Annotated in this window: 17 protein-coding genes; 10 read left to right on the forward strand and 7 right to left on the reverse strand. The window is 74.2% G+C overall.

Annotation, left to right across the window (positions count from 1 at the left end; translation table 11 throughout):
• Nucleotides 1-5: 5 nt before the first annotated feature.
• From ACFSJS_RS07910 to ACFSJS_RS07935, 6 genes are all read right to left on the reverse strand, one after another.
• Nucleotides 6-1,835 carry an IucA/IucC family protein gene (locus tag ACFSJS_RS07910; RefSeq protein ID WP_380898259.1) on the reverse strand — a complete coding sequence of 610 codons (1,830 nt, stop codon included), beginning with the start codon at nt 1,833-1,835 and terminating at the stop codon, nt 6-8.
• Nucleotides 1,832-2,404, reverse strand: coding sequence for a GNAT family N-acetyltransferase (locus ACFSJS_RS07915; protein ID WP_380898261.1), 573 nt, complete (start codon nt 2,402-2,404; stop codon nt 1,832-1,834). Before ACFSJS_RS07915 ends, ACFSJS_RS07910 begins: the two co-directional genes overlap by 4 nt.
• On the reverse strand, nt 2,401-3,702 hold the full coding sequence (locus ACFSJS_RS07920) for a lysine N(6)-hydroxylase/L-ornithine N(5)-oxygenase family protein (RefSeq protein ID WP_380898263.1): 1,302 nt from the start codon (nt 3,700-3,702) through the stop codon (nt 2,401-2,403). The genes ACFSJS_RS07915 and ACFSJS_RS07920 overlap by 4 nt, the downstream gene beginning before the upstream one ends.
• Nucleotides 3,703-3,724: 22 nt before the next feature.
• Entirely contained in the window at nt 3,725-5,227 is a 1,503-nt protein-coding gene (locus ACFSJS_RS07925; protein WP_380898341.1) for a pyridoxal phosphate-dependent decarboxylase family protein, read from the reverse strand.
• A 199-nt stretch (nt 5,228-5,426) separates the two neighbouring features.
• A complete protein-coding gene (locus ACFSJS_RS07930; protein WP_380898265.1) occupies nt 5,427-6,320 on the reverse strand; it encodes a siderophore-interacting protein in 894 nt (297 codons plus the stop codon).
• A gap of 85 nt (nt 6,321-6,405) precedes the next feature.
• Nucleotides 6,406-7,446 (reverse strand): ABC transporter substrate-binding protein, encoded by a 1,041-nt coding sequence (locus tag ACFSJS_RS07935; protein WP_380898267.1) that lies wholly within the window; start codon nt 7,444-7,446, stop codon nt 6,406-6,408.
• Between the two features lie 132 nt (nt 7,447-7,578).
• Here ACFSJS_RS07935 and ACFSJS_RS07940 point away from each other — a divergent pair, with 132 nt between their 5' ends.
• The 4 genes from ACFSJS_RS07940 (at nt 7,579) to ACFSJS_RS07955 (ending at nt 11,579) form a co-directional block, all read left to right on the forward strand.
• Nucleotides 7,579-8,643: a FecCD family ABC transporter permease gene (locus tag ACFSJS_RS07940; RefSeq protein ID WP_380898343.1), complete on the forward strand. Its 1,065-nt coding sequence runs from the start codon at nt 7,579-7,581 to the stop codon at nt 8,641-8,643.
• The gene (locus tag ACFSJS_RS07945; protein WP_380898269.1) at nt 8,640-9,668 is read left to right on the forward strand and encodes a FecCD family ABC transporter permease; all 1,029 of its coding nucleotides are present in this window, start codon (nt 8,640-8,642) and stop codon (nt 9,666-9,668) included. Before ACFSJS_RS07940 ends, ACFSJS_RS07945 begins: the two co-directional genes overlap by 4 nt.
• An 83-nt stretch (nt 9,669-9,751) precedes the next feature.
• On the forward strand, nt 9,752-10,609 hold the full coding sequence (locus ACFSJS_RS07950; RefSeq protein ID WP_380898345.1) for an ABC transporter ATP-binding protein: 858 nt from the start codon (nt 9,752-9,754) through the stop codon (nt 10,607-10,609).
• 160 nt (nt 10,610-10,769) lie between these two features.
• Complete coding sequence (locus tag ACFSJS_RS07955; protein WP_380898271.1) at nt 10,770-11,579, forward strand: SAM-dependent methyltransferase; 810 nt, start codon at nt 10,770-10,772, stop codon at nt 11,577-11,579.
• Between the two features lie 84 nt (nt 11,580-11,663).
• Here ACFSJS_RS07955 and ACFSJS_RS07960 read toward each other — a convergent pair whose 3' ends face one another.
• Nucleotides 11,664-14,729: a SpoIIE family protein phosphatase gene (locus tag ACFSJS_RS07960; RefSeq protein ID WP_380898273.1), complete on the reverse strand. Its 3,066-nt coding sequence runs from the start codon at nt 14,727-14,729 to the stop codon at nt 11,664-11,666.
• 335 nt (nt 14,730-15,064) lie between these two features.
• On the opposite strand from ACFSJS_RS07960, the gene ACFSJS_RS07965 reads away from it, so the two are divergent.
• The 6 genes from ACFSJS_RS07965 to ACFSJS_RS07990 all read left to right on the forward strand — a co-directional run bounded on the left by ACFSJS_RS07965 (nt 15,065) and on the right by ACFSJS_RS07990 (nt 22,565).
• Nucleotides 15,065-16,252, forward strand: a complete 1,188-nt coding sequence (locus ACFSJS_RS07965) for an ROK family transcriptional regulator (protein ID WP_380898275.1) — start codon at nt 15,065-15,067, stop codon at nt 16,250-16,252.
• 246 nt (nt 16,253-16,498) lie between these two features.
• Nucleotides 16,499-18,043, forward strand: coding sequence for a sugar ABC transporter ATP-binding protein (locus ACFSJS_RS07970; RefSeq protein WP_380898277.1), 1,545 nt, complete (start codon nt 16,499-16,501; stop codon nt 18,041-18,043).
• Nucleotides 18,040-19,089: an ABC transporter permease gene (locus ACFSJS_RS07975; protein WP_380898347.1), complete on the forward strand. Its 1,050-nt coding sequence runs from the start codon at nt 18,040-18,042 to the stop codon at nt 19,087-19,089. Before ACFSJS_RS07970 ends, ACFSJS_RS07975 begins: the two co-directional genes overlap by 4 nt.
• Nucleotides 19,090-19,181: 92 nt before the next feature.
• Nucleotides 19,182-20,231: a substrate-binding domain-containing protein gene (locus ACFSJS_RS07980; protein ID WP_380898279.1), complete on the forward strand. Its 1,050-nt coding sequence runs from the start codon at nt 19,182-19,184 to the stop codon at nt 20,229-20,231.
• Between the two features lie 80 nt (nt 20,232-20,311).
• Nucleotides 20,312-21,535: a Gfo/Idh/MocA family protein gene (locus ACFSJS_RS07985; protein ID WP_380898281.1), complete on the forward strand. Its 1,224-nt coding sequence runs from the start codon at nt 20,312-20,314 to the stop codon at nt 21,533-21,535.
• A gap of 22 nt (nt 21,536-21,557) precedes the next feature.
• Nucleotides 21,558-22,565 (forward strand): sugar phosphate isomerase/epimerase family protein, encoded by a 1,008-nt coding sequence (locus ACFSJS_RS07990; RefSeq protein ID WP_380898283.1) that lies wholly within the window; start codon nt 21,558-21,560, stop codon nt 22,563-22,565.
• Nucleotides 22,566-22,594 lie beyond the last annotated feature (29 nt).

Below are 22,594 nucleotides of genomic sequence, written 5' to 3' on the forward strand. Positions count from 1 at the left end.
GCGCCTCAGGACCTCGCGGGTGCGTAGGGGGCGATGGGGTTCCTCAGGGTGCCGACGAGCTGGAGCGCCCCGGAGGGGTCGGCCAGGTCCACCATCTGCCGGTTGTTGCGCAGCTGGAGCCGGTTGAGGCAGGACAGGGCGAACTCCTCGGCGAAGATGTCGTACCGCTCGAAGCGCTCGGCCAGCTCCGGCACGGACTCCTGGTAGCGCGTCACCGCCCCGGCGACGGTGCGCCAGAAGGCCTCCTCGGTCAGCACCCCCCGGTCCGCGAGGATCGCGCCCAGGTGGCGCAGGAAGCAGTCGAAGACGTCCGTGAGGATCGACAGCAGCCTCATGTCCTCGGGCACCTCGGCGCGGATGCGCTCCACCGCGGGCGGCAGCGGCACGTCCGGGTCCATCACCACGATCTCCTCGGCGATGTCCTTGAACACCGCCCGGGCCACGGCGTCGTCCTCCAGGACGAGGATGACGTTCTCGCCGTGCGGCATGTACACCAGGTCGTGGGCGTAGAAGCTGTGCAGCAGCGGGGTGAGGTAGGCGTCCAGGTAGCGGCCCAGCCACTCCTCGGGGTCCAGCCCGGAGCGGGCGATCAGCGCGGCGGCCAGCGAGCCCCCGTCGCGGTCGACGTGGAGCAGGGAGGCCATGGTGGCCAGCCGCTGCCCCTCGGCCAGCTGCGGCACGGGGCTCTCCCGCCACAGGGCCGCGAGCATCTTGCGGTAGGGCGAGTAGCGGTCGGTGGCGGCCTCGTACCCCGGGTGGCGGTAGCCGACGGCGGCGTGCTCGCGGATGACGCTCAGCCCGGTGGCGCGCAGCACGGGGTCGCCGGCGATCAGGTCGGCCAGCCAGTCGTTGATGGCCGGGGTGGCCTCCATGTAGGCGGCGGACAGGCCCCGCATGAAGCCCATGTTGAGCACGGACAGCGCCGTCTTGACGTAGTGCTTGGCCGGGTCGCTGGTGTTGAAGAAGGTCCGGATGGACTGCTGGGCCAGGTACTCGTCCCCGCCCTCGCCCAGCGGGACGATGCGCCGCCGGGCGACCTCGGCGGAGAAGGTCACGGCGAGCTTGTTCCACCACTGCCAGGGGTGGACCGGTATCAGCAGGTAGTCCGCCGGGTCCAGGCCCAGGCCGCGCAGCACGGAGGCGAAGCGGTCCACGGTGGCCTCGCCGAGCTCGGCGCGCACCAGCGTCTCGTAGTCGGTGTCGTCCGAGCAGGTGAAGGTGGTGTGGTCGCGGTGGGCGGCCACCCACAGCAGCCGCACCGGGGAGGCCGCCTCGGGGGCGTAGGCCAGGTACTCGTGGGCGCCGAAGCCGAGCCGGCCGTTGTTGGCGACGAAGCAGGGGTGGCCCTCGGTCATGCCGGTCTCGATCGCCTGGAAGTCGGCGCCGGCCAGCTCCTCGGCGGTGACGGGCTTCTTCGCCAGCTTGTACGCGGTCCCGGCGAGGGTGGAGCTGACCTCCTCCAGGTAGACGGGGAGGACCTCGTCGCTCAGTCCGAGGGTGCCGCGGAACTCGGTGAAGAAGGCGAGCCCGTCCAGGGGCACCTCGGCGCCGTCGCGCCGGCGGGTGATGCTGTCGGCGTCGATCTGCCAGTGGTCGAGCGCCATCAGCCGGGCGGTGAAGCGGTACTCGACGGTGCCGTCGTCGCTGGTGACGGCGTAGTGCCCGGCACCCAGCGCGGTGGGGGAGAGCAGGCGCTCGTGCGAGAACTCCGACAGGGCCTTGCGCAGCAGCAGCCGCACCGCGGTGTCCCAGTTGCCGGGGGTCAGGTGGGCCACGGCCTCGTGCGGGGCGGGCAGCGGTGCGGGGCCCGCGGTGGGGCGGGGGGAGGGGGTCACAGGGCGGCTCCTCGTACGGCTTCCTCGAACTGCCGGCGGGTGCAGATGCTGAGCAGGGCTTCCTTCTCGGGCTTGGCGATCGTCCCGACGACCTCGAAGCCGACGGCGGCGTTGAGGGCGTGCACCGCGGTGTTGCGGACGTCGGGTTCGACGACCACGCGCCGGGTGGCCGGATCGGCGAAGAGCATCGCCATCACCGTGGTGATCACGGCCCGGGTGAAGCCGTGGACGGGCCGGTCGGACGGCGCGGTGAGGAAGTGCATGCCGACGTCGCCCGCCTGGTGGTCGTACAGGCCGGCGAGCTCCACGTGGGCGGGGTCGTAGCGCTCGACGAGGAATGCCGGGCGGCCCCGGTGCAGGCCCAGGAAGGCGTCGTGGTGCGGGTGCTCGGCGATCTTCTCGTACTCGTGGGCGACCTGCGCCTCGTCGGCGTCCTGCATCAGCCAGTACGCGGCCTTGGGGTGGGTCACCCAGGAGTGCAGCAGGGGGGCGTCGGCGCGGGGGTCGAGGGTGACCACGGAGAACCCGCCCAGCCCGGGGTCCTCGCGGTGGAAGAGGACGTCGCTCACGCGATGCCCCCCTCGGGGGCGCCGAAGTCCTGGAAGGCGATGGACTTCTCGACCGGGTAGACCTCGCGGCCCAGGATGTCGCGGATGATGCAGGAGTTGCGGTACGGGCCCATGCCCAGGTCCGGCGAGGTGACGCTGTGGGCGTGGACGGCGCCGTTCTGCAGGAAGACGCCGCGGCCGGTGACGTCGATGCTGTAGTTGCGGGCGACGTCGAAGCGGCCCGAGCCGTCGTAGCGGAGCCGGTCGCGGACGCCGCCGAGGAAGGCCGGTTCGCGGTGGCGGTAGCCGGTGGCCAGGACCAGGCCCTCGGTGGTGAGGGTGAACTCCTTGTCCTGCTCGACCTGGTGGAGGCCCAGGGTGTAGGTGCCGCTCGCCTCGTCGTGGGAGGCGGAGGCGAGGGCGGTGTTGGTCAGCAGCCGGGTGGGGACGGGGCCGTTGACGCTCTTGGCGTACAGCAGGTCGAAGATGCCGTCGATGAGGTCGGAGTTGATGCCCTTGAAGAGCCCCTTCTGCTCCCCCTCCAGCCGGTGGCGGGTGGCCTCCGGCAGGGCGTGGAAGTAGTCGACGTAGTCCGGGGAGGTCATCTCCAGCGTCAGCTTGGTGTACTCCAGCGGGAAGAACCGCGGGGAGCGGGTGACCCAGTTCAGCCGGTAGCCGCGGGCGTCGATGTCCGACAGCAGGTCGTGGTAGATCTCGGCGGCGCTCTGGCCGCTGCCGACGACGGTGATGCTCCGCTTGGCCTTCAGGGCCTCCCGGTGCTCCAGGTAGCGGGAGTTGTGGATCATGTCGCCGCCCAGTCCCTCGCAGGCCTCGGGCACGTAGGGCGGGGTGCCGGTGCCGACCACCAGGTGGCGGGCGCGGTACTCGGTGTGCTCGCCGGTCGCGGTGTCGCGGACGGTGACGGTGTAGAGGCCGTCGCCCTCGTCGTAGGAGGTGGCGACGGCCTCCTTCCCGAAGCGGACCGAGGAGAGCCGGGCGGCGACCCAGCGGCAGTAGGCGTTGTACTCGGCGCGCAGCGGATAGAAGTTCTCACGGATGTAGAACGGGTACAGCCGCCCGGACTGCTTGAGGTAGTTGAGGAAGGAGTACGGGGAGGTCGGGTCGGCCATGGTCACCAGGTCGGCCATGAAGGGCGTCTGCAGGGTGACCCCGTCCAGCAGCATGCCGGGGTGCCAGGTGAACTCCGCGCGACGCTCCAGGAAGAGGCCGTCGAGGTCGTCGATCGGCTCGGTGAGACAGGCCAGGCCCAGGTTGAAGGGGCCGAGCCCGATGGCTATGAAGTCGTGCTGGGTGGACACGTCGTCTCCGTGTGAGGGGGTGTCAGGCGGCGGGTGTGCCGGTGAGGCGGGCGGCGCTGCCGGCGAGGTGGTCCTCGGCGTGCGCGGCGAGCAGGTCCAGGACGGCGCGGATGTCGTCCAGCGTGGTCTCCGGGTTGAGCAGCGTGAACTTCAGGTGGTGGCGGCCGTCCACCACCGTCGCGGCGACCACGGCCTCGCCGGAGGCGGCGATCGCCTCGCGGGCGTGGAGGTTGGCCAGGTCCACGGCCGTCTCGTCCGGGACCGGGCCGTCGTCCCCGGCGCGGGCGGGGACGTAGCGGAAGACCAGGGTGGAGAGGGTGGGCTCGGTGACGACCGCGAAGCGGGGGTCGTCCTCCAGCAGCCGCCAGGCGTCGGCGGCCAGGTCCACGACCCGGTCGAAGAGTTCGCCCACGGCGTCGGCGCCCATGACGCGCAGGGTCAGCCAGAGTTTGAGGGCGTCGAAGCGCCGGGTGGTCTGGATCGACTTGTCGACCTGGTTGGGGATCTGCTTCTCGGCGCTGCGGGCCGGGTTGAGGTAGTCCGCGTGGTACGTGGCGTGCCGCAGGGCGGTGCCGTCACGGACGACCACGGCGCTGGAACTGACCGGCTGGAAGAAGGACTTGTGGTAGTCCACGGTGACCGAGTCGGCCCGTTCGATGCCGTCCAGCAGGTGGCGGCGGGTGGGGGAGGCCAGCAGCCCGCAGCCGTAGGCGGCGTCGACGTGGAACCACGTCCCGTACTGCGCGCACAGGTCGGCGATCTCCGGGAGGGGGTCGATGGAGCCGAAGTCGGTCGTGCCGGCGGTGGCCGAGACGGCCATCACCGTCAGCCCCTCCTCGCGGCAGCGGCGCAGCTCGCGGGCGAGGGCGTCGGTGCGCATCCGGCGGGAGGGGTCGCAGGGGACGGAGATGACGGCCTCCGGCTCCAGGCCGAGGATCTTGGCGCCCTTGAGGACGGAGAAGTGGGCGGCCTCGGAGGCCAGGACGCGCAGCGTGGGCAGCATCGCGGAGACCGGCGGCGGGGTCGCGGAGTTCTTCCGCAGGGTCCGGAACGCCTCCTCGCGGGCCAGCAGCAGGGCCTGCACGTTGGACTGGGTGCCGCCGCTGGTGAAGACGCCGTCGGCGGCCCGGCCCAGACCGATGCGGGCGGCCGTCCAGTCGATGAGCCGGCGCTCCATCAAGGTGCCGCCCGCGCTCTGGTCCCAGGTGTCCAGGGAGGAGTTGACGGCGGAGAGGACGGCCTCGCCCAGGAGGGCGGGGAGCACCACCGGGCAGTTGAGGTGGGCCAGGTAACGGGGGTGGTGGAAGTAGACCGCGTCGCGGAGGTAGACCCGCTCCAGCTCGTCGAGGGCCGCGGCGGCATCGCCCAGGGGCCGGTCGAGGTCGATGGCGTCCACCACGGGCGCCAGCTCCTCGGGGGTGACTCCGGTGAACGGACGGCCGGTTCCGGCGATGGTCCGGGCGACCCGCGCCACGCTGTCGGACACCAGGCGCCGGTACTCCTCGGCGGTGGCGTTGTTCAGCAGGTGGGAGCGGGGATCGCCGGCGGGGCGGCCGGCCGCGTCGGCAAGAGCGAGGGGGGAGGTGGGTCCCTGGGGGCTCACGCGAAGGTCCTCCGGATCGGGGGCTTTTAGTTAGGTAAGCCTATCCTAAGTTACAACTGATCATGTGGGAGCCCCGCGTACCTCTCCCGGTGCGCGGGGCTCCACGCGAGGCCGCTCCGCCTCAGGCGGCTCCGGCGAGCGCCTCGGTGCGCAGGTCCTCCTCGGAGGCCCCCAGCCGCCAGTAGCCGGAGAAGGACACCCGGCCGCGGGCGAGACCGCGTTCGTGCACCAGGTGGCGGCGCAGCGCCCGCACCGCGCCCGACTCCCCGGCCACCCACGCGTACGGGTCGCCGCCGGGCAGCGCGGCCGCGCGCACGGCGTCGGCCACCAGTCCGTGCCGCTGCTCGCCCTCCCTGGGCAGCCAGGTGATCCCGGCGTCGGCGGCGGTGGGCAGGTCGCGGACGTCCTGCGCCCGCGGCACCTCGATCCACGCCCGCACCCGGATCCCCGCGGGCAGCCAGGCCAGGATGCCCTCGACGGCGGGCAGCGCCGTCTCGTCCGCCGCCAGCAGCACCCAGTCGGCGTCCGGCGGCAGGCGGAAGCCGACGCTCTTGTTCTCCGCCGTCCGCGGCCCCAGCATGCGCACCCGGTCCCCCGGCAGCGCGCCGCGCGCCCACCGGGTGGCGGGCCCGGTGTCGCCGTGCAGTACGAAGTCGATGTCCACCTCGCCCTCCCCGGGGCGCTGCCCGGCCACCGTGTAGGAGCGCATGACGGCGCGCACCGCGGGGTCCGTGGCCCGCCAGGCGGCGAACCAGGCGTCGCCCAGCTCCACCGGGACGACCGGTTCGGTCTGGCCGGGGTGCGGCAGGAAGAGCGAGAGGCTCTGGTCCCTGCCGCCGCCGGCGAACTCCCGCAGCTGCTCGCCGCCGAAGGTGATCCGGACCAGGGACGCCCCGAGCCGCCGGCGGCGCACCACCGCGGCGTCGAAGAAGCGGAACGGCGACTGTGCACGAGCGGCGGGGCGGCGGGGCGGCGCCGGCCGGGGGGCGGGCGGGACGGCGGTGCGCGGCGTCATCTGCGGGGCTCCTTCTCGGAGGTGGCTGTCCTGCGCGGTCGGGGAGGGAGCGGGTGCGGGCGCCCGCCGGCGCCCGCACCCGGCGTCAGCCGAGCTTCCTGGCCTTGCCGATGGCCTCGGCCAGGTTCTCCAGCAGCGGGGCGGCGCCCTGGTAGGAGAAGCGCGGGACCGGGTCCCACTCGGCGACCTGGCCGGCCTTGACGGCCGGGAGCGCCGTCCAGGTCGGCTTGGACTCCAGGTCCTTGGGCTGCAGCGCGGTGTCGCGGTTGTCGAGGATGATCAGATCCGCCTCGTACTGGCCGGCGTTCTCCCAGCTGAGGCTCTCGAAGTACCCGCCGGAGGCCTCGATGTCCTTGGGGACGACGAAGTTCACGCCGAGCTCGGCGAAGTACTTCAGGTCGGCCGCGGGGGCGGGGGTGGAGACGTAGAAGTAGTCCGCGCTGCCGGAGGCCGCCAGCACCCGCAGCCCGTCGCCGGCCTTGGCGGCCCTGCGGAGCTTCTCGGCCGCCGCCTCGAAACGGGCCTTGGCGTCGGTGACCTGCCGGGACTTCAGGTCGGCGCCGAGGGACTCGGCCAGCTCGGCGTAGCGCTGGATGGGCTTGAGCAGGGAGACGTTGGCCACCTGGACGGCGACGCTGGGGGCGAGCTTGAGGATCTTGTCCTTGCTCTCGTCCGGCACGTACCACAGCGAGCCCTCGTCGTACTGGTGGGTGACCAGCAACTCGGGGTTCAGCGCCGCGTACTTCTCGATGTCGAACTCGCCCCAGACGTTGCCGATGACCTCGATCTTCTTCACGTCCAGGTCGCCGGCCTGCGGGTGGGCCGAGCCGTCCTCCAGGGTCGTCTCGCCGAAGACGCCGACGATCCTGTCCTTCAGGCCGAAGTCGGCGAGGGCCGCGGCGGTCCCGGTGAACGCCACGATGCGCTCGGGCGCCCTGTCGGCGGTGACCTTCTGCTTGCGGTCGTCGGTGAAGGACCAGGGCCCGCCGTCCTTGCCGGAGGCCGCGCCCGCCGTCCCCGAACCGCCGTCGTCCCCGCACGCCGAGAGCAGGGCGCCCAGACCGAGGGCGCCGCCTGCCGCGAGGAGGCCCCGACGGGAGAGGTTGACGGTTCTTGCGTGGGACATGGCTGTGCCTCTCTAGCAAACGCACATGGATGCGAAGGGTCGGACCCCCGTTCGCGGCTGTTAGGTTAACCTAACCAAAGTCCGAGCCCAAGGGGGCGTCCACCCCGGCACCACCGGAGTCCGCACGTGTCAGTGATCAAGTCACCGCCCGCACGGCGGGGCGCGGCAGCGGAGCCGCCGCCTCCCGCCGGGAGCCGTCCTCCCGGGTCCCGGAACGCCCTGCGCTCCGCCGGTCTGGCCGGTGCCGTGGCGGTCCTGTTCGTCCTGCTGCTGCTGAGCCTGGGCTTCGGCGCCCGGTCGCTGTCGGCGGGCCAGGTCTGGGACGGCCTCTTCGACAGCACCTCGCCCACCTGGGCCGTGGTCCACGAGATGCGGCTGCCGCGCACCCTGCTCGGGCTGCTGATCGGTGTCGCGCTCGGCCTGGCCGGAGCGGTGATGCAGGCCCTCACCCGCAATCCGCTGGCCGACCCCGGACTGCTGGGCATCAACGCCGGTGCGTCGGCGGCCGTCGTCACCGGCATCACCTTCCTCGGCGTGACGGGATTCACCGGCTACGTGGGCTTCGCCATGGTCGGCGCCGCCGCCGTCTCCGTCCTCGTCTACACGATCGGCGGCGGGCGCGGCGCCACCCCGGCGCGGCTGGCCCTGGCCGGTGCCGCGCTCAACGCCGCCCTGTTCTCCTACGTCAACGCGGCGATGATCATGGACAGCGCCTCGCTGGAGCGGATGCGCTTCTGGACCGTCGGCTCGCTGGCCACGGCCCGGACGGACACCGTCGTGCAGGTGCTGCCGTGGATGGCCGCCGGCGTACTGACCGCCCTCGCGCTGGCCCGCCCGCTCAACGCCCTGGCGCTCGGCGAGGACCAGGCCCGCGCCCTGGGCTCCCGGCCCGAGCGGGTGCGCATCGCCTCCATCGTGGCCATCACCCTGCTGTGCGGCGCCGCCACCGCGGCCGCCGGCCCCATCGTCTTCGTCGGTCTGATGGTCCCCCACCTCGTCCGCGCCGTCACCGGCCCCGACCTGCGCTGGATGCTGCCCTACTGCGCGGTGCTCGCCCCCGTGCTGCTGCTCGGCTCCGACGTGCTCGGCCGGCTCCTGGGCCGTCCCGGCGAACTCCAGGTCGGTGTCGTCACCGCCGTCCTGGGCGGCCCCCTCTTCCTCTACATCCTGCGGCGGCGGAAGGTGGCGGCGGTATGAGGACCCTCCGTGTCGGACAGGCCCTCAGCCTGCGCTACCGCCCCCGGACCCTGGCGGCCGCGGCCGGCTGCCTGCTGGGGGCCCTGGTCGTCGGCGTCGTCACCATCGGCAGCGGCGACTACCCCATGGACCCCGCCGAGGTGCTCACCACCCTCACCGGCGGCGGCACCCCCTCCCAGGACTTCATCGTCAACGAGCTGCGGCTGCCCCGGGTGCTGGCCGCGCTCCTGGTCGGAGCCTCCCTCGGGCTGGCCGGAGCGGTCTTCCAGTCCGTGGTGCGCAATCCGCTCGGCAGCCCCGACATGCTCGGCCTCACCCAGGGGGCCTCCACCGGAGCCCTCCTGGTCGTCCTCGCCGGCGGCAGCAGCGCCGCCCTGGCCGGCGGCGCCGTCGTCGGCGGCCTGCTGACCGGGGCGCTGATCTACGCCCTCGCCTGGCGCCGGGGCGTCCACGGCTACCGCCTGGTCCTCACCGGCATCGGCGTCATGGCGATGCTCACCGGCGTCAACAGCTACCTGATCACCCGCGGCAAGCTGATGGAGGCGTCCCGCGCGATCCTGTGGATGACCGGCAGCCTCGACGGCCGCGGCTGGCCCGAACTCACCCCCCTGCTCATCGCCCTGACGGTGCTGGGGCCGGTCGTCGTCATCGGCTACGGGCGCAGCCTGGTGATGACGGAGATGGGCGACGACGCCGCCCACGCCCTGGGCGTCCGCGTCGAGCGGTCCCGCGCCGTGCTGCTGGGGGCCGCCGTCGTGCTGACCTCCTTCGCCGCGGCCTGCGCCGGGCCGGTCTCCTTCGTGGCGCTCACCGCGCCCCAGCTCGCCAAGCGCCTCACCCGCACCCCCGGCCCCAACCTCGTCCCCGCCGCCTGCATGGGAGCGGTCCTGCTGGTGACGGCCGACTGGGCCGCCCAGAACCTCTTCGCGGGACGGCAGCTCGCGGTGGGCGTGATCACCGGCATGCTCGGCGGCGGGTACCTGATCTGGCTGCTGGCCACCCAGCGGAAGGCGGGACGCATATGAGGACGCGCACGAAGACCCCCGCGCACCCCCTCCGCACCACGGCGGACACCGACGGCGGACACCCCCAGAACGGAGCAGAACCGATGACGCAGGGCAACCGCACCGCCCCCGCGGCGGCCGGGGAGACCAGGCTGGGCGGCGAGGGCCTCACCCTCGCCTACGACCGGCGGACGATCGCCGAGGACCTCACGGTCGCGATCCCCGACCACTCCTTCACCGTCATCATCGGCCCCAACGCCTGCGGCAAGTCCACCCTGCTGCGCGCCCTGTCCCGGATGCTCAGGCCGGCCGCCGGCACGGTGCTCCTGGACGGCAGGGACATCTCCTCGCTCAACGCCAAGCAGGTCGCCCGCACCCTCGGCCTGCTGCCGCAGTCCTCCGTCGCGCCCGAGGGCATCTCCGTCTCCGAGCTGGTCTCCCGCGGCCGCTACCCGCACCAGGGGCTGCTGCGCCAGTGGTCGGCCGAGGACGAGCGCGTCGTCGCCGAGTCCATGGCCTCCACCGGGGTCGCCGAACTCGCCGACCGCGCCGTCGACGAACTCTCCGGCGGGCAGCGGCAGCGGGTGTGGATCGCCATGGCCCTGGCCCAGCAGACCCCTCTGCTGCTGCTGGACGAGCCGACCACCTACCTCGACCTCGCCCACCAGATCGACGTCCTGGACCTGTGCGCCCGCCTCCACGAGGAGGAGGGCCGCACCCTGGTCGCCGTCCTCCACGACCTCAACCACGCGGCCCGCTACGCCACCCACCTGATCGCCATGCGCGACGGGCGGGTCGTCGCCGCGGGGCCGCCCTCGCGGATCGTCACCGCCGAACTGGTGGAGGAGGTCTTCGGCCTGCCCTGCCGGGTCATCGACGACCCGGAGACCGGGACCCCGCTGGTGGTGCCCGCCGCGCGCCGCGGGGCACGGCAGCCGGTGGGGGCCGGCAGCCCGGCCTGACGCCCGCCCGCCCGTCCCGCTCCGGGACGGGCGGCCGCCGCGAATCCGCCCGGAAGGTGCCGCGATCCGGTTGATCTTTCCCGGCGGTACCCGGAAGCATGGGCGCGGACGCCGCGGCACCCGCCGCGGCGCAGTCCGCGGGACGAGGGCGGGAGAAGGCGTGAGGGAGAGCGGCAGCGGTCCGGCCACGGTGAACGAGCACGTGGCGCACAACGCCCGGGTGTGGAACTACTGGTTGGGCGGCAAGGACTACTACGCGGTGGACCGCAGGGTCGGCGACCACGTCGTCGGCATGTACCCCGCCATCCGCGAGGTGGCCCGCGCCGACCGGGCCTTCCTGGGACGCGCGGTGCGGTACCTGGCCGGGGAGGCGGGCATCCGGCAGTTCCTGGACATCGGCACCGGGCTGCCCACGGTCGAGAACACCCACGAGGTCGCCCAGCGCATCGCGCCCGGGAGCCGGATCGTCTACGTCGACAACGACCCCGTGGTGCTGGTGCACGCCCGTGCCCTGCTCACCAGCTCCCCCGAGGGCGCCACCGACTACATCGACGCGGACGTGCACGATCCGGACACGATCCTGCGCGCCGCGTCGGAGACGCTGGACTTCACCCGGCCCGTGGCGATCATGATGCTGGGCATCTTGAACTTCGTCCCCGACACCGGCCGCGCACGGGCGGTCGTCAGGCGGCTGCTGGACGCCGTCCCGTCCGGGAGCCACCTGGCCGTCACCCATCCCACGCTGGAGCTCGGCGGGGCGGCGAACGCCGAGGCGATGCGGTTCTGGAACGAGAACGCCACGCCTCCGATCACCGCCCGGAGCAGGGCGGAGGTCGCCTCCTTCTTCGAGGGCACCGAGCTGCTGGAGCCCGGCATCGTCTCCTGCGCCCGCTGGCGGCCCGAGACGGCGGACGGCGGTGCGGAGCCCCCGGAGGTCGCCCAGTTCGGGGCAGTGGGACGCAAGCCCTGAGGAACCCACCCGCCCGGCGGCCGCCGGGGCGCACCGGGGCGCCGGAGGTGCGGCGGCCCCGGCCCCCGGCCCGTTCCGGGGCCGTCAGCCGGGGTCGTCGAAGGCGGCCAGCAGCATCCGCTCGTCCGCCTCCGGCTCCTGCGCCTCCGGGTGCCGCGCCTGCTCGGCCCAGACCGTCTTGCCCTGCGGCATGAACCGGGCGCCCCAGTTCCTGGTGAACCGGGCGACCAGGAACAGGCCCCGCCCGCCCTCCTCGGTCACCGCGGCGCGCCGGATGCGCGGGGAGGAGTTGCTGCGGTCGGAGACCTCGCAGATCAGCGCGTCGTCGTCGCGCAGCAGCCGCAGGCAGACCGGGCCCCCGCCCCCGTACCGCACCGCGTTGGTCACCAGCTCGCTGACCACCAGGCCGGTGCCGTACTCCAGGTCCGCGAGCCCCCACGCGTCGAGCCGCCGCCTCGTCACCGCCCTGGCCTCGGCCACCACCGACGGGTCGGCGGGCAGCTCCCAGGAGGCCACCCGGTCCTCGGGCAGTGCGCGCACGCGGGCCAGCAGCAGGGCCACGTCGTCGCGGGAGCCGCCGGGCAGCAGCGCCTCCGTGACGCGGTCGCAGGACGCCTCCAGCGACGGCGGCGTGTCGCGCAGCACCTCCAGCAGCCGCCCGGTGCGCGCATCGGTGGCCCCGTAGGCGCGCCCCTCCTTCAGGAGGCCGTCGGTGTACAGGGCCAGCAGGCTCCCCGCGGGCAGGCCGACGGTGGCGGACTCGTACGGCTGGAGCCTGCCGAACCCCAGCGGCGGGCCGGTGGGCAGGTCGAGCAGGCGCGGCCCGCCCCGCGGCGGCACCACGACGGGCGGCGGATGCCCGGCCACGGCGGCCGTGCACCGGCAGGACACCGGGTCGTACACCGCGTACAGGCAGGTCGCCGCCATGGCCGGGTCACCGGGGGAGCGGCCGACCAGGTCGTCCAGGTGGGCCAGCACCTCCTCGGGCGGCAGGTCCAGGTCGGCCAGGGTGCGCACCGCCGTGCGCAGCCGGCCCATGGTGGCCGCCGCCTGGAGCCCGTGGCCCGCCACGTCGCCGACGACCAGGGCCACGCGCAGCCCGGAGAGCGGGATCGCGTCGCACCAGTCCCCGCCCACCCCGGTGCCGGGATCGGCGGGCAGGTAGCGGAAGGCGAGGTCGGCGGCGGTCAGCCGGGGCATCTCCCGCGGCAGCAGGCTGCGCTGCAGGGTCAGCGAGGCGTCGCGCTCCCGGGCGAAGCGGCGGGCGTTGTCCACGCTCATCGCGGTGCGGGCGGCCAGCTCGCCCGCCAGCGTCAGGTCGTCCTCCTCGTAGGGCCGGTCCCTGCCGCGGCGGTAGAAGCCGACCAGCCCCAGGACCGCGTTCCCGGCGCGCAGCGGGGCGCCCAGGTACGTATGCGCCCCCTGGCCGAGCAGCCCGACGGGGTGCCCGCCCTCCGCGGCGGGGTCGGCCAGGGCGGCGGTCAGCACCGAGTCCGCCACGGGGCGGCCGGCGTCCAGACAGCGCGCCTGGGGCGTGCCGGCCGGGTAGCCCACGGTGACGCCCTCCCCTTCGGCCCGGTCCCCTTCGGCCCGGGCGGCGGTGTCCTCGGCGGCCCGGGCGGCGGTGTCCTCGGCGGCCCGGACGGCGGCGTCCTCGGCGGCCCGGACGGCCACCCGGCGCATCACCGTGCCGGTGCCGGACGGCCCCGGCCGCGGTTCCCGGCCGGCCAGGACGTCCTCGAACAGGTCCACCACGGCGACGTCGGCGAACTCCGGCACCGCGATCTCCGTCAGCTCCGCGGCGGTGCGCCGCACGTCCAGCGTGGTGCCGACGCGCGTACCGGCCTCGTTGAGCAGCGACAGGCGCCTGCGCGCCGCGACGGCGAGCCGGCCGACCCCCGGTTCCCCCACCAGCAGCGGCCATGCGTCGGACCGGCCACCCGGCTCGCCGTCCGGCCCGGCACCACTGTCCGGCCCGGCACCACCGTCCGGCCCGGCACCACCGTCCGGTCCGCGCGCGCCGTCCGGCCCGGCACCACCGTCCGGTCCGCGCGCGCCGTCCGGCGCGGCACCACCGTCCGGCGCGGATCCGCCCGGGACGGGCACGGCCGGCGCGCGGTCCCCTCCGGGTGCCCCGCGGAGCGCCGGGGAGAGGGCGGACGGGCGCAGCAGGGGCACCCGGCGGTGGTCCGGAGCGACCGCCGTGGCGGGGGAGGGGGCCTCCGCACCGGTTCCGGCCCCGGCGGCGAGGCCGTAACCGCCGTTCGCGCCGTGGAAGCTGACCTCCACGGCCGCCCCCTCGGCGTCGCCGTGGTGCAGCCGCCTGCGGCGCAGCACCGCCACCCGGCCGCCGGCCAGCGGCACCTCGCTGAGCGCCGCCCCACCGGAGGAGATCAGCTCGGTGGCGGCCTCCATCAGGGCCAGGTGCTCCCGGCGGGTCAGCTCGGGCGCCGTTCCGCGGGCGTCCTCCAGCCTCCCGGAGCGGAGGTCGACGGCCGCGTGGCGGCCCTGCCTCCTGGCGTGGAGGAAGGCGTCCACCAGGGCGCGCTCCCTGGCCGTGCTCAGCTCCAGCAGCCGCTCGCCGATGCGGTCCGTGGCCCCCTGGAGCGCCAGCGCCATGCCGGGATCGGCCATCTCCATGGGCACGGAGAGGTTGACCGCGCCCTGCACGGTTCCGCCCACCGGGTCGCGGACGGGGGCGGCCATGCAGGTCAGCGCCTTGAGGTTGTGCAGGAAGTGCTCGTGGCCGACGACCACGAACGGCGCCATGGTGCTCAGCACCATGCTGACGCTGCTGGTCCCCATGAACCGCTCGTCGACGTTGGCGCCGGGCACCAGGAAGGCGGCGTCCATGAGCTCCAGGCCCTTGGGGTCCCCGCGCCGGTCCACGATGACCGCCCGGGCGTCGGCCAGCGCCACGGTGACGGGCAGGTCGGAGAAGCGCTCGTACAGGCGCTCCAGCACCGGGGCGGCGGCCCTGACCAGGCGCGTCTCGGGGTCGAGATCCCTCTCGACCGGCAGCTGCGCGCCCTCGCGGTCGATGCCCAGCCGCTGGGAGCGCTGCCAGGAGGCGAGGATCTCCGCGCGCAGCCTGGCTTCGGGCGGCCGCCGGCGGCGGCCGCTCCCCGCGGGTGTCGGACGAGGGCCCACCCCTCCAGAGTAATCGGACAAAAGCTGCATTTCTCTCCGGCGGCGGGTGGCGGGCGGCGCCGGCGCTCGGCGGGTGTGCGGGACGCCGGAGGTGAGGGGGCCGAGGAGGCCGTCCGGGCCGGCTGCGGGGGCGCCCCTCGCCGGAACGGAGCCGCATCCGGCTTTGTCCTGGGAACGGAGAAAGTGGAAGCAGAACCGTGCACAACTTCTTCCCCGTTCCGGCGGGCGCTGCTATGTTCCCCCGTGAAAGCCCGGCGGAACCAAGGACGTTCACCGGGGCCGGAACGATGCGGCATTCCCCAGCACGAGCCGGGAGGGAGGGCGGCGTGAGGCGGATGACGGCACGACCCGCGAACGCACACCAGGCCCGACTGCTCCGTCTGCTGCGCGACGGGGGCCCCAGCTCCCGCGCACAGCTGGGCGACCGGGTCGAGCTCTCCCGCTCCAAGCTCGCCGTGGAGATCGACCGCCTGCTGGAGACCGGCCTCGTGGTCGCCGACGGGCTCGCCGCCTCGCGCGGCGGACGCCGCTCCCACAACATCCGGCTCGCCCCCCAGCTGCGCTTCCTCGGCGTCGACATCGGCGCCACCTCGGTCGACGTGGCCGTCACCAACGCCGAACTGGAGGTCCTGGGCCACCTCAACCAGCCCATGGACGTACGGGAGGGGCCGGTCGCCGTCTTCGAGCAGGCCCTGGCCATGGCCGCCAAGCTCCGCGCCACGGGAGTGGCCGAGGGCTTCGACGGCGCGGGCATCGGAGTGCCCGGGCCGGTCCGCTTCCCCGAAGGCGTCCCGGTCGCGCCGCCGATCATGCCCGGCTGGGACGGCTTCCCCGTGCGCGAGGCGCTCAGCCAGGAACTGGGCTGCCCCGTCATGGTCGACAACGACGTGAACCTCATGGCGCTGGGGGAGCGGCACGCGGGCGTGGCCCGGTCGGTGCAGGACTTCCTCTGCGTCAAGATCGGCACCGGTATCGGCTGCGGCATCGTCGCGGGCGGCGAGGTGTACCGGGGGGCGACGGGCAGCGCCGGCGACATCGGGCACATCCAGGTCGAGCACGGTCCGCAGGGCCGCCAGTGCGCCTGCGGCAACCGCGGCTGCCTGGAGGCGTACTTCGGCGGCGCGGCGCTGGCGCGCGACGCCGAGGACGCCGCCCGGGAGGGCCGTTCGCCGGAGCTGGAATCCCGCCTCCGGGCGGCGGGACGGCTGACGGCCGCCGACGTGGCGGCCGCCGCGGCGGCGGGGGACACCGCGTCCCTCGAACTCATCCGCGGCGGCGGCAACCGCATCGGCCAGGTCATCGCGGGCCTCGTCAGTTTCTTCAACCCCGGCCTGGTGGTGATCGGCGGCGGCGTGACCGGACTCGGCCACAACCTGCTCGCCAGCATCCGCACCCAGGTCTACCGCCAGTCCCTGCCCCTGGCCACCGGAAACCTCCCCATCGTCCTCGGCGAACTGGGCGCCGTCGCCGGAGTCACCGGCGCGGCCCGGCTCATCAGCGACCACCTGTTCTCCCCGGCCTGACCACCGGCCACGGCTCCACCCGTCCGACCCCGCCCCCGGCGCACCGCCAACGCACCCGAGCCGCACCACCCGCCACCCCGCCGGCGCGGCACCACCGTGCCGCATCCGCCGCACCGCCGCACCGCCGCACCGCCGTACCGCCGAACCCGCCGCGAGCCGCACACCACGCCCGGCCGCGTGCGCGCTCCGCCCTGCCCCGAACCCGCCCCGCCCACCTCACCGGCCGCACCAGCCGAGGAGCCCGCCATGGCACCAGAGCACGTCCCCCCGGACCCGGCACCGAGCCCGGCCCCCCTGCTGACGATGTCCGGCATCACCAAGTCCTTCCCCGGCGTCCGCGCCCTCGACGGGGTCGACCTCGACGTCACGGCCGGAGAGGTGCACTGCCTGCTGGGCCAGAACGGCGCCGGCAAGTCCACCCTGATCAAGGTGATCGCCGGCGCCCACCGGCCCGACGGCGGCGAGATCACCTGGCGCGGCGAAGCGGTCCGCCCGAGATCGCCCGTCGCCGCCGTACGGCTGGGCATCGCCACCATCTACCAGGAACTGGACCTGGTGGAGCACCTGTCGGTGGCCGAGAACGTCTTCCTCGGCCACGAGACGGCCACCGCCGGCTTCGTCCGGGCCCGCGAGGCCCGCGCCCGCACCGCGGCCCTCCTACAGCGGCTCGGCCACGGCGGGATCGACCCGGACACCCCCGTCGGCGCCCTGCCCGCGGCCGGACAGCAGATCGTCTCCATGGCCCGCGCCCTCTCCCACGAGGCACGCCTGATCGTCATGGACGAGCCGTCCGCCGCGCTCGGGCCCGACGAGGTCGCGGGCCTCTTCCGGGTCGTGGAGGCCCTCACCGCCGACGGCGTCGCCGTCCTGTACATCTCCCACCGGATGGAGGAGATCCGCCGCATCGGCGACCGCGTCACCGTGCTCAAGGACGGCCGCACCGCCGCCCGCGGGCTGCCCGCCCGCACCACCCCCACCCGCGACCTCGTCGCCCTGATGACGGGCCGGGACGTGGAGTACGCCTTCCCCGAGCGCCCGCCCCGTCCGCCGGAGGCCGAGCCCGTGCTGCGGGTCGAGGGGCTGGCGCGCAGGGGGGAGTTCGAGCCGCTGGACCTCCAGGTGCGCCCCGGGGAGATCGTGGGACTGGCCGGGCTGGTCGGCTCCGGCCGCTCGGAGATCCTGGAGACGGTCTACGGCGCCCGCCGCCCCGACGCCGGCCGGGTCCTGGTCGACGGCCGTCCCCTGCGCCCCGGCAGCGTCACCGCCGCCGTCCGCGCCGGGCTCGGGCTCGCCCCCGAGGAGCGCAAGGCCCAGGGGCTGCTGATGCTGGAGTCCGTCACCCGCAACGTGACCCTGTCCACGCTGCCCCGGTTCGCCCGCGGCGGCTGGCTGGACCGCGCCCGCGAGCGAGCCGCCGCCCACGCGGCCGTCCGCGAGCTGTCCCTGCGCCCCGACGACCCCGACCGCCCGGTGCGCACCCTCTCCGGCGGCAACCAGCAGAAGGCCGTCCTGGCGCGCTGGCTGCTGCGCGACTGCCGGGTCCTGCTGTTGGACGAGCCGACCCGCGGCGTCGACGTCGGCGCCCGCGCGGAGCTGTACGCGCTGATCCGCGGCCTCGCCGAGGCCGGCCGCGCCGTGCTGCTGGTCTCCAGCGAGGTGCCCGAGGTGCTCGGCCTGGCCGACCGGGTGCTGGTGCTGCGCGAGGGCCGCGTCGTCCACACCGCCCCCGCCCGGGAGCTCGACGAGCACCGGGTCCTCGACCTCGTCATGGAAGGGAGCACGCCGTGCTGAGCGCCGCGCCCGCCGGGAAACCCGCCAAGGAGCCCACCGGGAAGCCCACCGGGGGCGGGGCGGCCCCCGCGCCCCCGTCCCGCCGGAGCAGGGCCGGGTCCCTGCCGGTCGACCTGCACCACCTCTCCCTGCTCGGCGTCCTGGCGGTGCTGGTGGCCGTCGGAGCGGTCACCTCCCCCGAGCAGTTCCTGAGCACCGGGAACCTCCAGCTCGTCCTCACCCAGGCCTCCGTCATCGGGGTCGTCACCGTCGGCGTCACCTTCGTGATCATCGGAGGCGGCATCGACCTGTCCGTCGGCGCGATCGTCGCCCTGGCCTCGGTGTGGGCGACCACGGTCGCCACCCAGGACTTCGGGCTGGGCGGGATGCTGCTGTGCGCGCTGCTGGTCGGGCTCGGCTGCGGACTGGTCAACGGCCTGCTCGTGGCCTACGGGCCGATGGTCCCCTTCATCGCCACCTTGGCCATGCTCGCCTCCGCCCGCGGCCTGGCCCTGCAGATCAGCGATGGCAAGACCCAGGTCGTCGAGGTCGACGCCGTGCTGGACCTGGGGCTGCGCGACTCCTACGTGCTGGGGGTGCCGCCGCTGGTGCTGGTCTTCGCCGCGGTCACGCTGGCGGGATGGCTGCTGCTGGGCCGCACCACCTTCGGCCGCCGCACCGTCGCCGTCGGGGGGAACGCCGAGGCCGCCCGGCTGGCCGGCATCGACGTCAGACGGCACCGGCTGCTGCTGTACCTGCTGTCCGGGCTGTGCTGCGGCATCGCCGCCTTCATGCTGATCGTCCTCACCGGCTCGGGCCAGAACACCAACGGCAACCTCTACGAGCTCGACGCCATCGCCGCCGCGATCATCGGCGGCACCCTCCTCAGCGGCGGCCGCGGCACCATCACCGGAGCCGTCCTGGGCGTCCTGGTCTTCACCACCATCACCAACCTCTTCGCCCTCAACAACCTCCAGAGCGACGTCCAGCAGATCGCCAAGGGGGCGATCATCGTCGCCGCCGTCCTGGTCCAGCACCGCACCGCGCGCACCGGCTCCACCACCTAGCCGCCCCGGGGCCGTCCGGCCCGCCCGCACGCCGCGCGCCCCGCCGGGCGCCCCCGCAGTACAGCCCCGCACGTCCGAACGAAGGGCCAGCCATGTCCACACCCTCCCTGCCCAGCCGCAGAGGACTGCTGTTCGGCACCGCCGCGGTCTCCGCCGGCGCCCTCCTGACCGGCTGCACCAGCAACGAGAGCAACGACGCGAAGGACGCCGAGGCCCGCCAGGCCGACGTCGCCGGTGACGAGCCGGGCAAGCCGGTGACCATCGGCTTCGCCGGCCCCCAGGCCGACCACGGCTGGCTCAACGCCATCAACGAGATGGCCGCCGAACGCGCCGGGAAGTACTCCGACGTCACCCTGGTCGCCACCGAGGGCTCCAACGACACCGCCCAGCAGATCGGCCAGATCGAGACGCTCATCAACAAGAAGGTCGACGTCCTGGTCGTCCTCCCCGCCGACGGCAAGGCCCTCACCCAGGTCGGCCTGAAGGCCATGGGCGCGGGCATCCCCGTGGTCAACCTCGACCGGGTCTTCGCCTCCCCGCAGGCGTACCGCTGCTGGATCGGCGGCGACAACTACGGCATGGGCCTCAACGCCGGGCGGTACATCGGCGAGAGGCTCAAGGACAAGGAGAACGCCAAGGTCGTCGAGTTGGCCGGGCTGGACAACCTGGAGCTGACCCGGCAGCGCACCCAGGGGTTCGACGACGCGCTGAAGAACTACCCCAACATCGAGAAGGTCGCCCGCCAGGCGGCGGAGTTCACCGTCGAGTCCGGCCAGGCCAAGATGGCCCAGCTGCTGCGCGCCGTCCCCGAGTTCGACGCGCTGTGGAACCACGACGACGACCAGGGCGTGGGCGCCGAGCGCGCCATCCAGCAGGCCGGACGCGACGAGTTCTTCATGGTCGGCGGTGCGGGGTCGAAGCACGCGATGGACGCCATCAAGGCGGACGACACCGTGCTGAAGGCCACCGTGCTCTACCCGCCCACCATGGCCGCGTCCGCCATCGACCTGGCCCGCGCGCTGGGCCAGGGGAAGGGCGTCGGAGGACTCGCCGAGTTCGAGATCCCGGCCTCGCTCACCCTCTACTCCGCCGTCGTCACCAAGGACAACGTCGACCAGTACCTGCCGACCGGCTTCAGGTGACCGGCACCCGGACGGCCCCCGCACCGGCGGGGGCCGGCCGGGTACCGATCCGACGACGCGGACGACGATTTGGAGACCCCATGGACGCTTCCGACAACGGCAGCAAGCGGCCCACCCTCGGTGTGGGCATGGTGGGCTACGCCTTCATGGGCGCCGTCCACTCCCAGGCCTGGCGCACCGTCGCGCACGTCTTCGACGTGCCGGTCAGACCCGTGATGTCCGCCGTGTGCGGCCGGGACGCCGGCGGGGTGCGCGCCGCGGCGGACCGGCTGGGCTGGGTCGCGGCCGAAACCGACTGGCGGGCTCTGATCGCCCGCGACGACGTCCAGCTCGTCGACGTCTGCACCCCCGGCAGCAGCCACGCCGAGATCGCCGTCGCGGCCCTGGAGGCGGGCAAGCACGTCCTGTGCGAGAAGCCGTTGGCCAACACGGTGGACGAGGCCGAGGCCATGGCCGAGGCCGCCCGCGCCGCCCGGCGGCGCGGCCAGGTGGCCATGGTCGGGTTCAACTACCGGCGCCTGCCGGCCCTGGCCCTGGCCCGCCGCCTGGTGGAGGCCGGGCGGGTCGGTGCCCTGCGGCACGTCCGGGTCACCTACCTCCAGGACTGGCTCACCGACCCCCGGACCCCGCTGACCTGGCGGTTGCGACGGGAGCAGGCCGGCTCCGGGGCGCTGGGCGACATCGGCTCCCACGCCATCGACATCGCCCAGCACCTGGCGGGCGAACCGCTGGCCGGGGTGTCCGCGCTGACCGAGACCTTCGTACGGGAGCGCCCGCTGCCCGAGGGGCCCGCCACGGGCCTGTCCGGCACCGGGGGCGCCGGGCGCGGCGAGGTCACCGTGGACGACGCCGCGCTGGTCACCGGGCGGCTCGCCTCCGGGGCGCTGGCCTCCTTCGAGGCGACCCGCTTCGCCACCGGCCGCAAGAACGCGCTGCGCGTCGAGCTCAACGGCGAGCGCGGCTCGCTCGTCTTCGACCTGGAGCGCCTCAACGAACTGCACCTCTACGACGGCACCGAGCCGGCGTCCACCGCCGGGTTCCGCCGCATCCTGGCCACCGAGCCCGGCCACCCCTACCTGGAGGGGTGGTGGCCGCCCGGCCACGGCCTCGGCTACGAGCACTCCTTCGTCCACCAGGCGCGGGACCTGCTGAGCGCCGTCGCCACCGGGGAGCCGCCCCGGCCGTCCTTCGACGACGGGCTCCAGGTGCAGCGGGTGCTGGCCGCGGTCGAGGAGAGCGCCGCGAACAACTCCGCCTACACCCCCGTGGCGCCGGTGGCGCCGGTGGCCCCCGTCCCCGCCTGACGCGTTCCCAAGGAGAGACACCGTGCCCCGACCCTTCACCCTGTTCACCGGGCAGTGGGCGGACCTGCCGCTGGAGGAGGTCTGCCGCCTGGCCCGCGACTTCGGTTACGACGGACTCGAACTCGCCTGCTGGGGCGACCACTTCGAGGTGGACCGGGCCCTGAACGAGCCCGGTTACCTCGACGGGCGCCACGCGCTGCTGGAGAAGTACGGCCTGAGGTGCTGGGCGGTCTCCAACCACCTGGTCGGCCAGGCCGTGTGCGACGCGATCATCGACGAGCGGCACCGTGCCATCCTGCCCGCCCGGATCTGGGGCGACGGCGAGCCCGAGGGGGTGCGCCGCCGGGCCGCCGCCGAGATGGCGGACACCGCCCGCGCCGCCGCGGCCTTCGGGGTGCGCACCGTCGTCGGCTTCACCGGCTCGGCCGTCTGGCACCTGGTCGCGATGTTCCCGCCCGTGCCGGAGGCCATGGTCGAGCGGGGCTACGCCGACTTCGCCGACCGCTGGAACCCGATCCTGGACGTCTTCGACGCCGAGGGCGTCCGCTTCGCCCACGAGGTCCATCCGGGTGAGATCGCCTACGACTACTGGACCACCCACCGGGCCCTGGAGGCCGTCGGCCGCCGTTCCGCCTTCGGGTTGAACTTCGACCCCAGCCACTTCGTGTGGCAGGACCTGGATCCGGTCGGCTTCCTGTACGACTTCCGCGACCGGATCTACCACGTGGACTGCAAGGAGGCGAGGAAGCGGCTCGACGGCCGCAACGGCCGGCTGGGCTCCCACCTGCCCTGGGGCGACCCCCGGCGCGGCTGGGACTTCGTCTCGGCCGGGCACGGCGACGTGGCCTGGGAGGACGTCTTCCGGATGCTGCGCTCGATCGGGTACGACGGTCCGGTCTCGGTGGAGTGGGAGGACGCGGGGATGGACCGGCTCCAGGGCGCCCCCGAGGCCCTGGGGCGACTGAGGGCGTACGACTTCGAACCGCCGTCGGCCTCCTTCGACGCGGCCTTCGGGGGCGCCGGGGACTGAGCCCGGCCCGGTGACCAGCCCGGCGGCAC

This window comes from Streptomyces desertarenae (assembly GCF_042681365.1).
In the GTDB taxonomy this organism is placed as follows: domain Bacteria; phylum Actinomycetota; class Actinomycetes; order Streptomycetales; family Streptomycetaceae; genus Streptomyces; species Streptomyces desertarenae.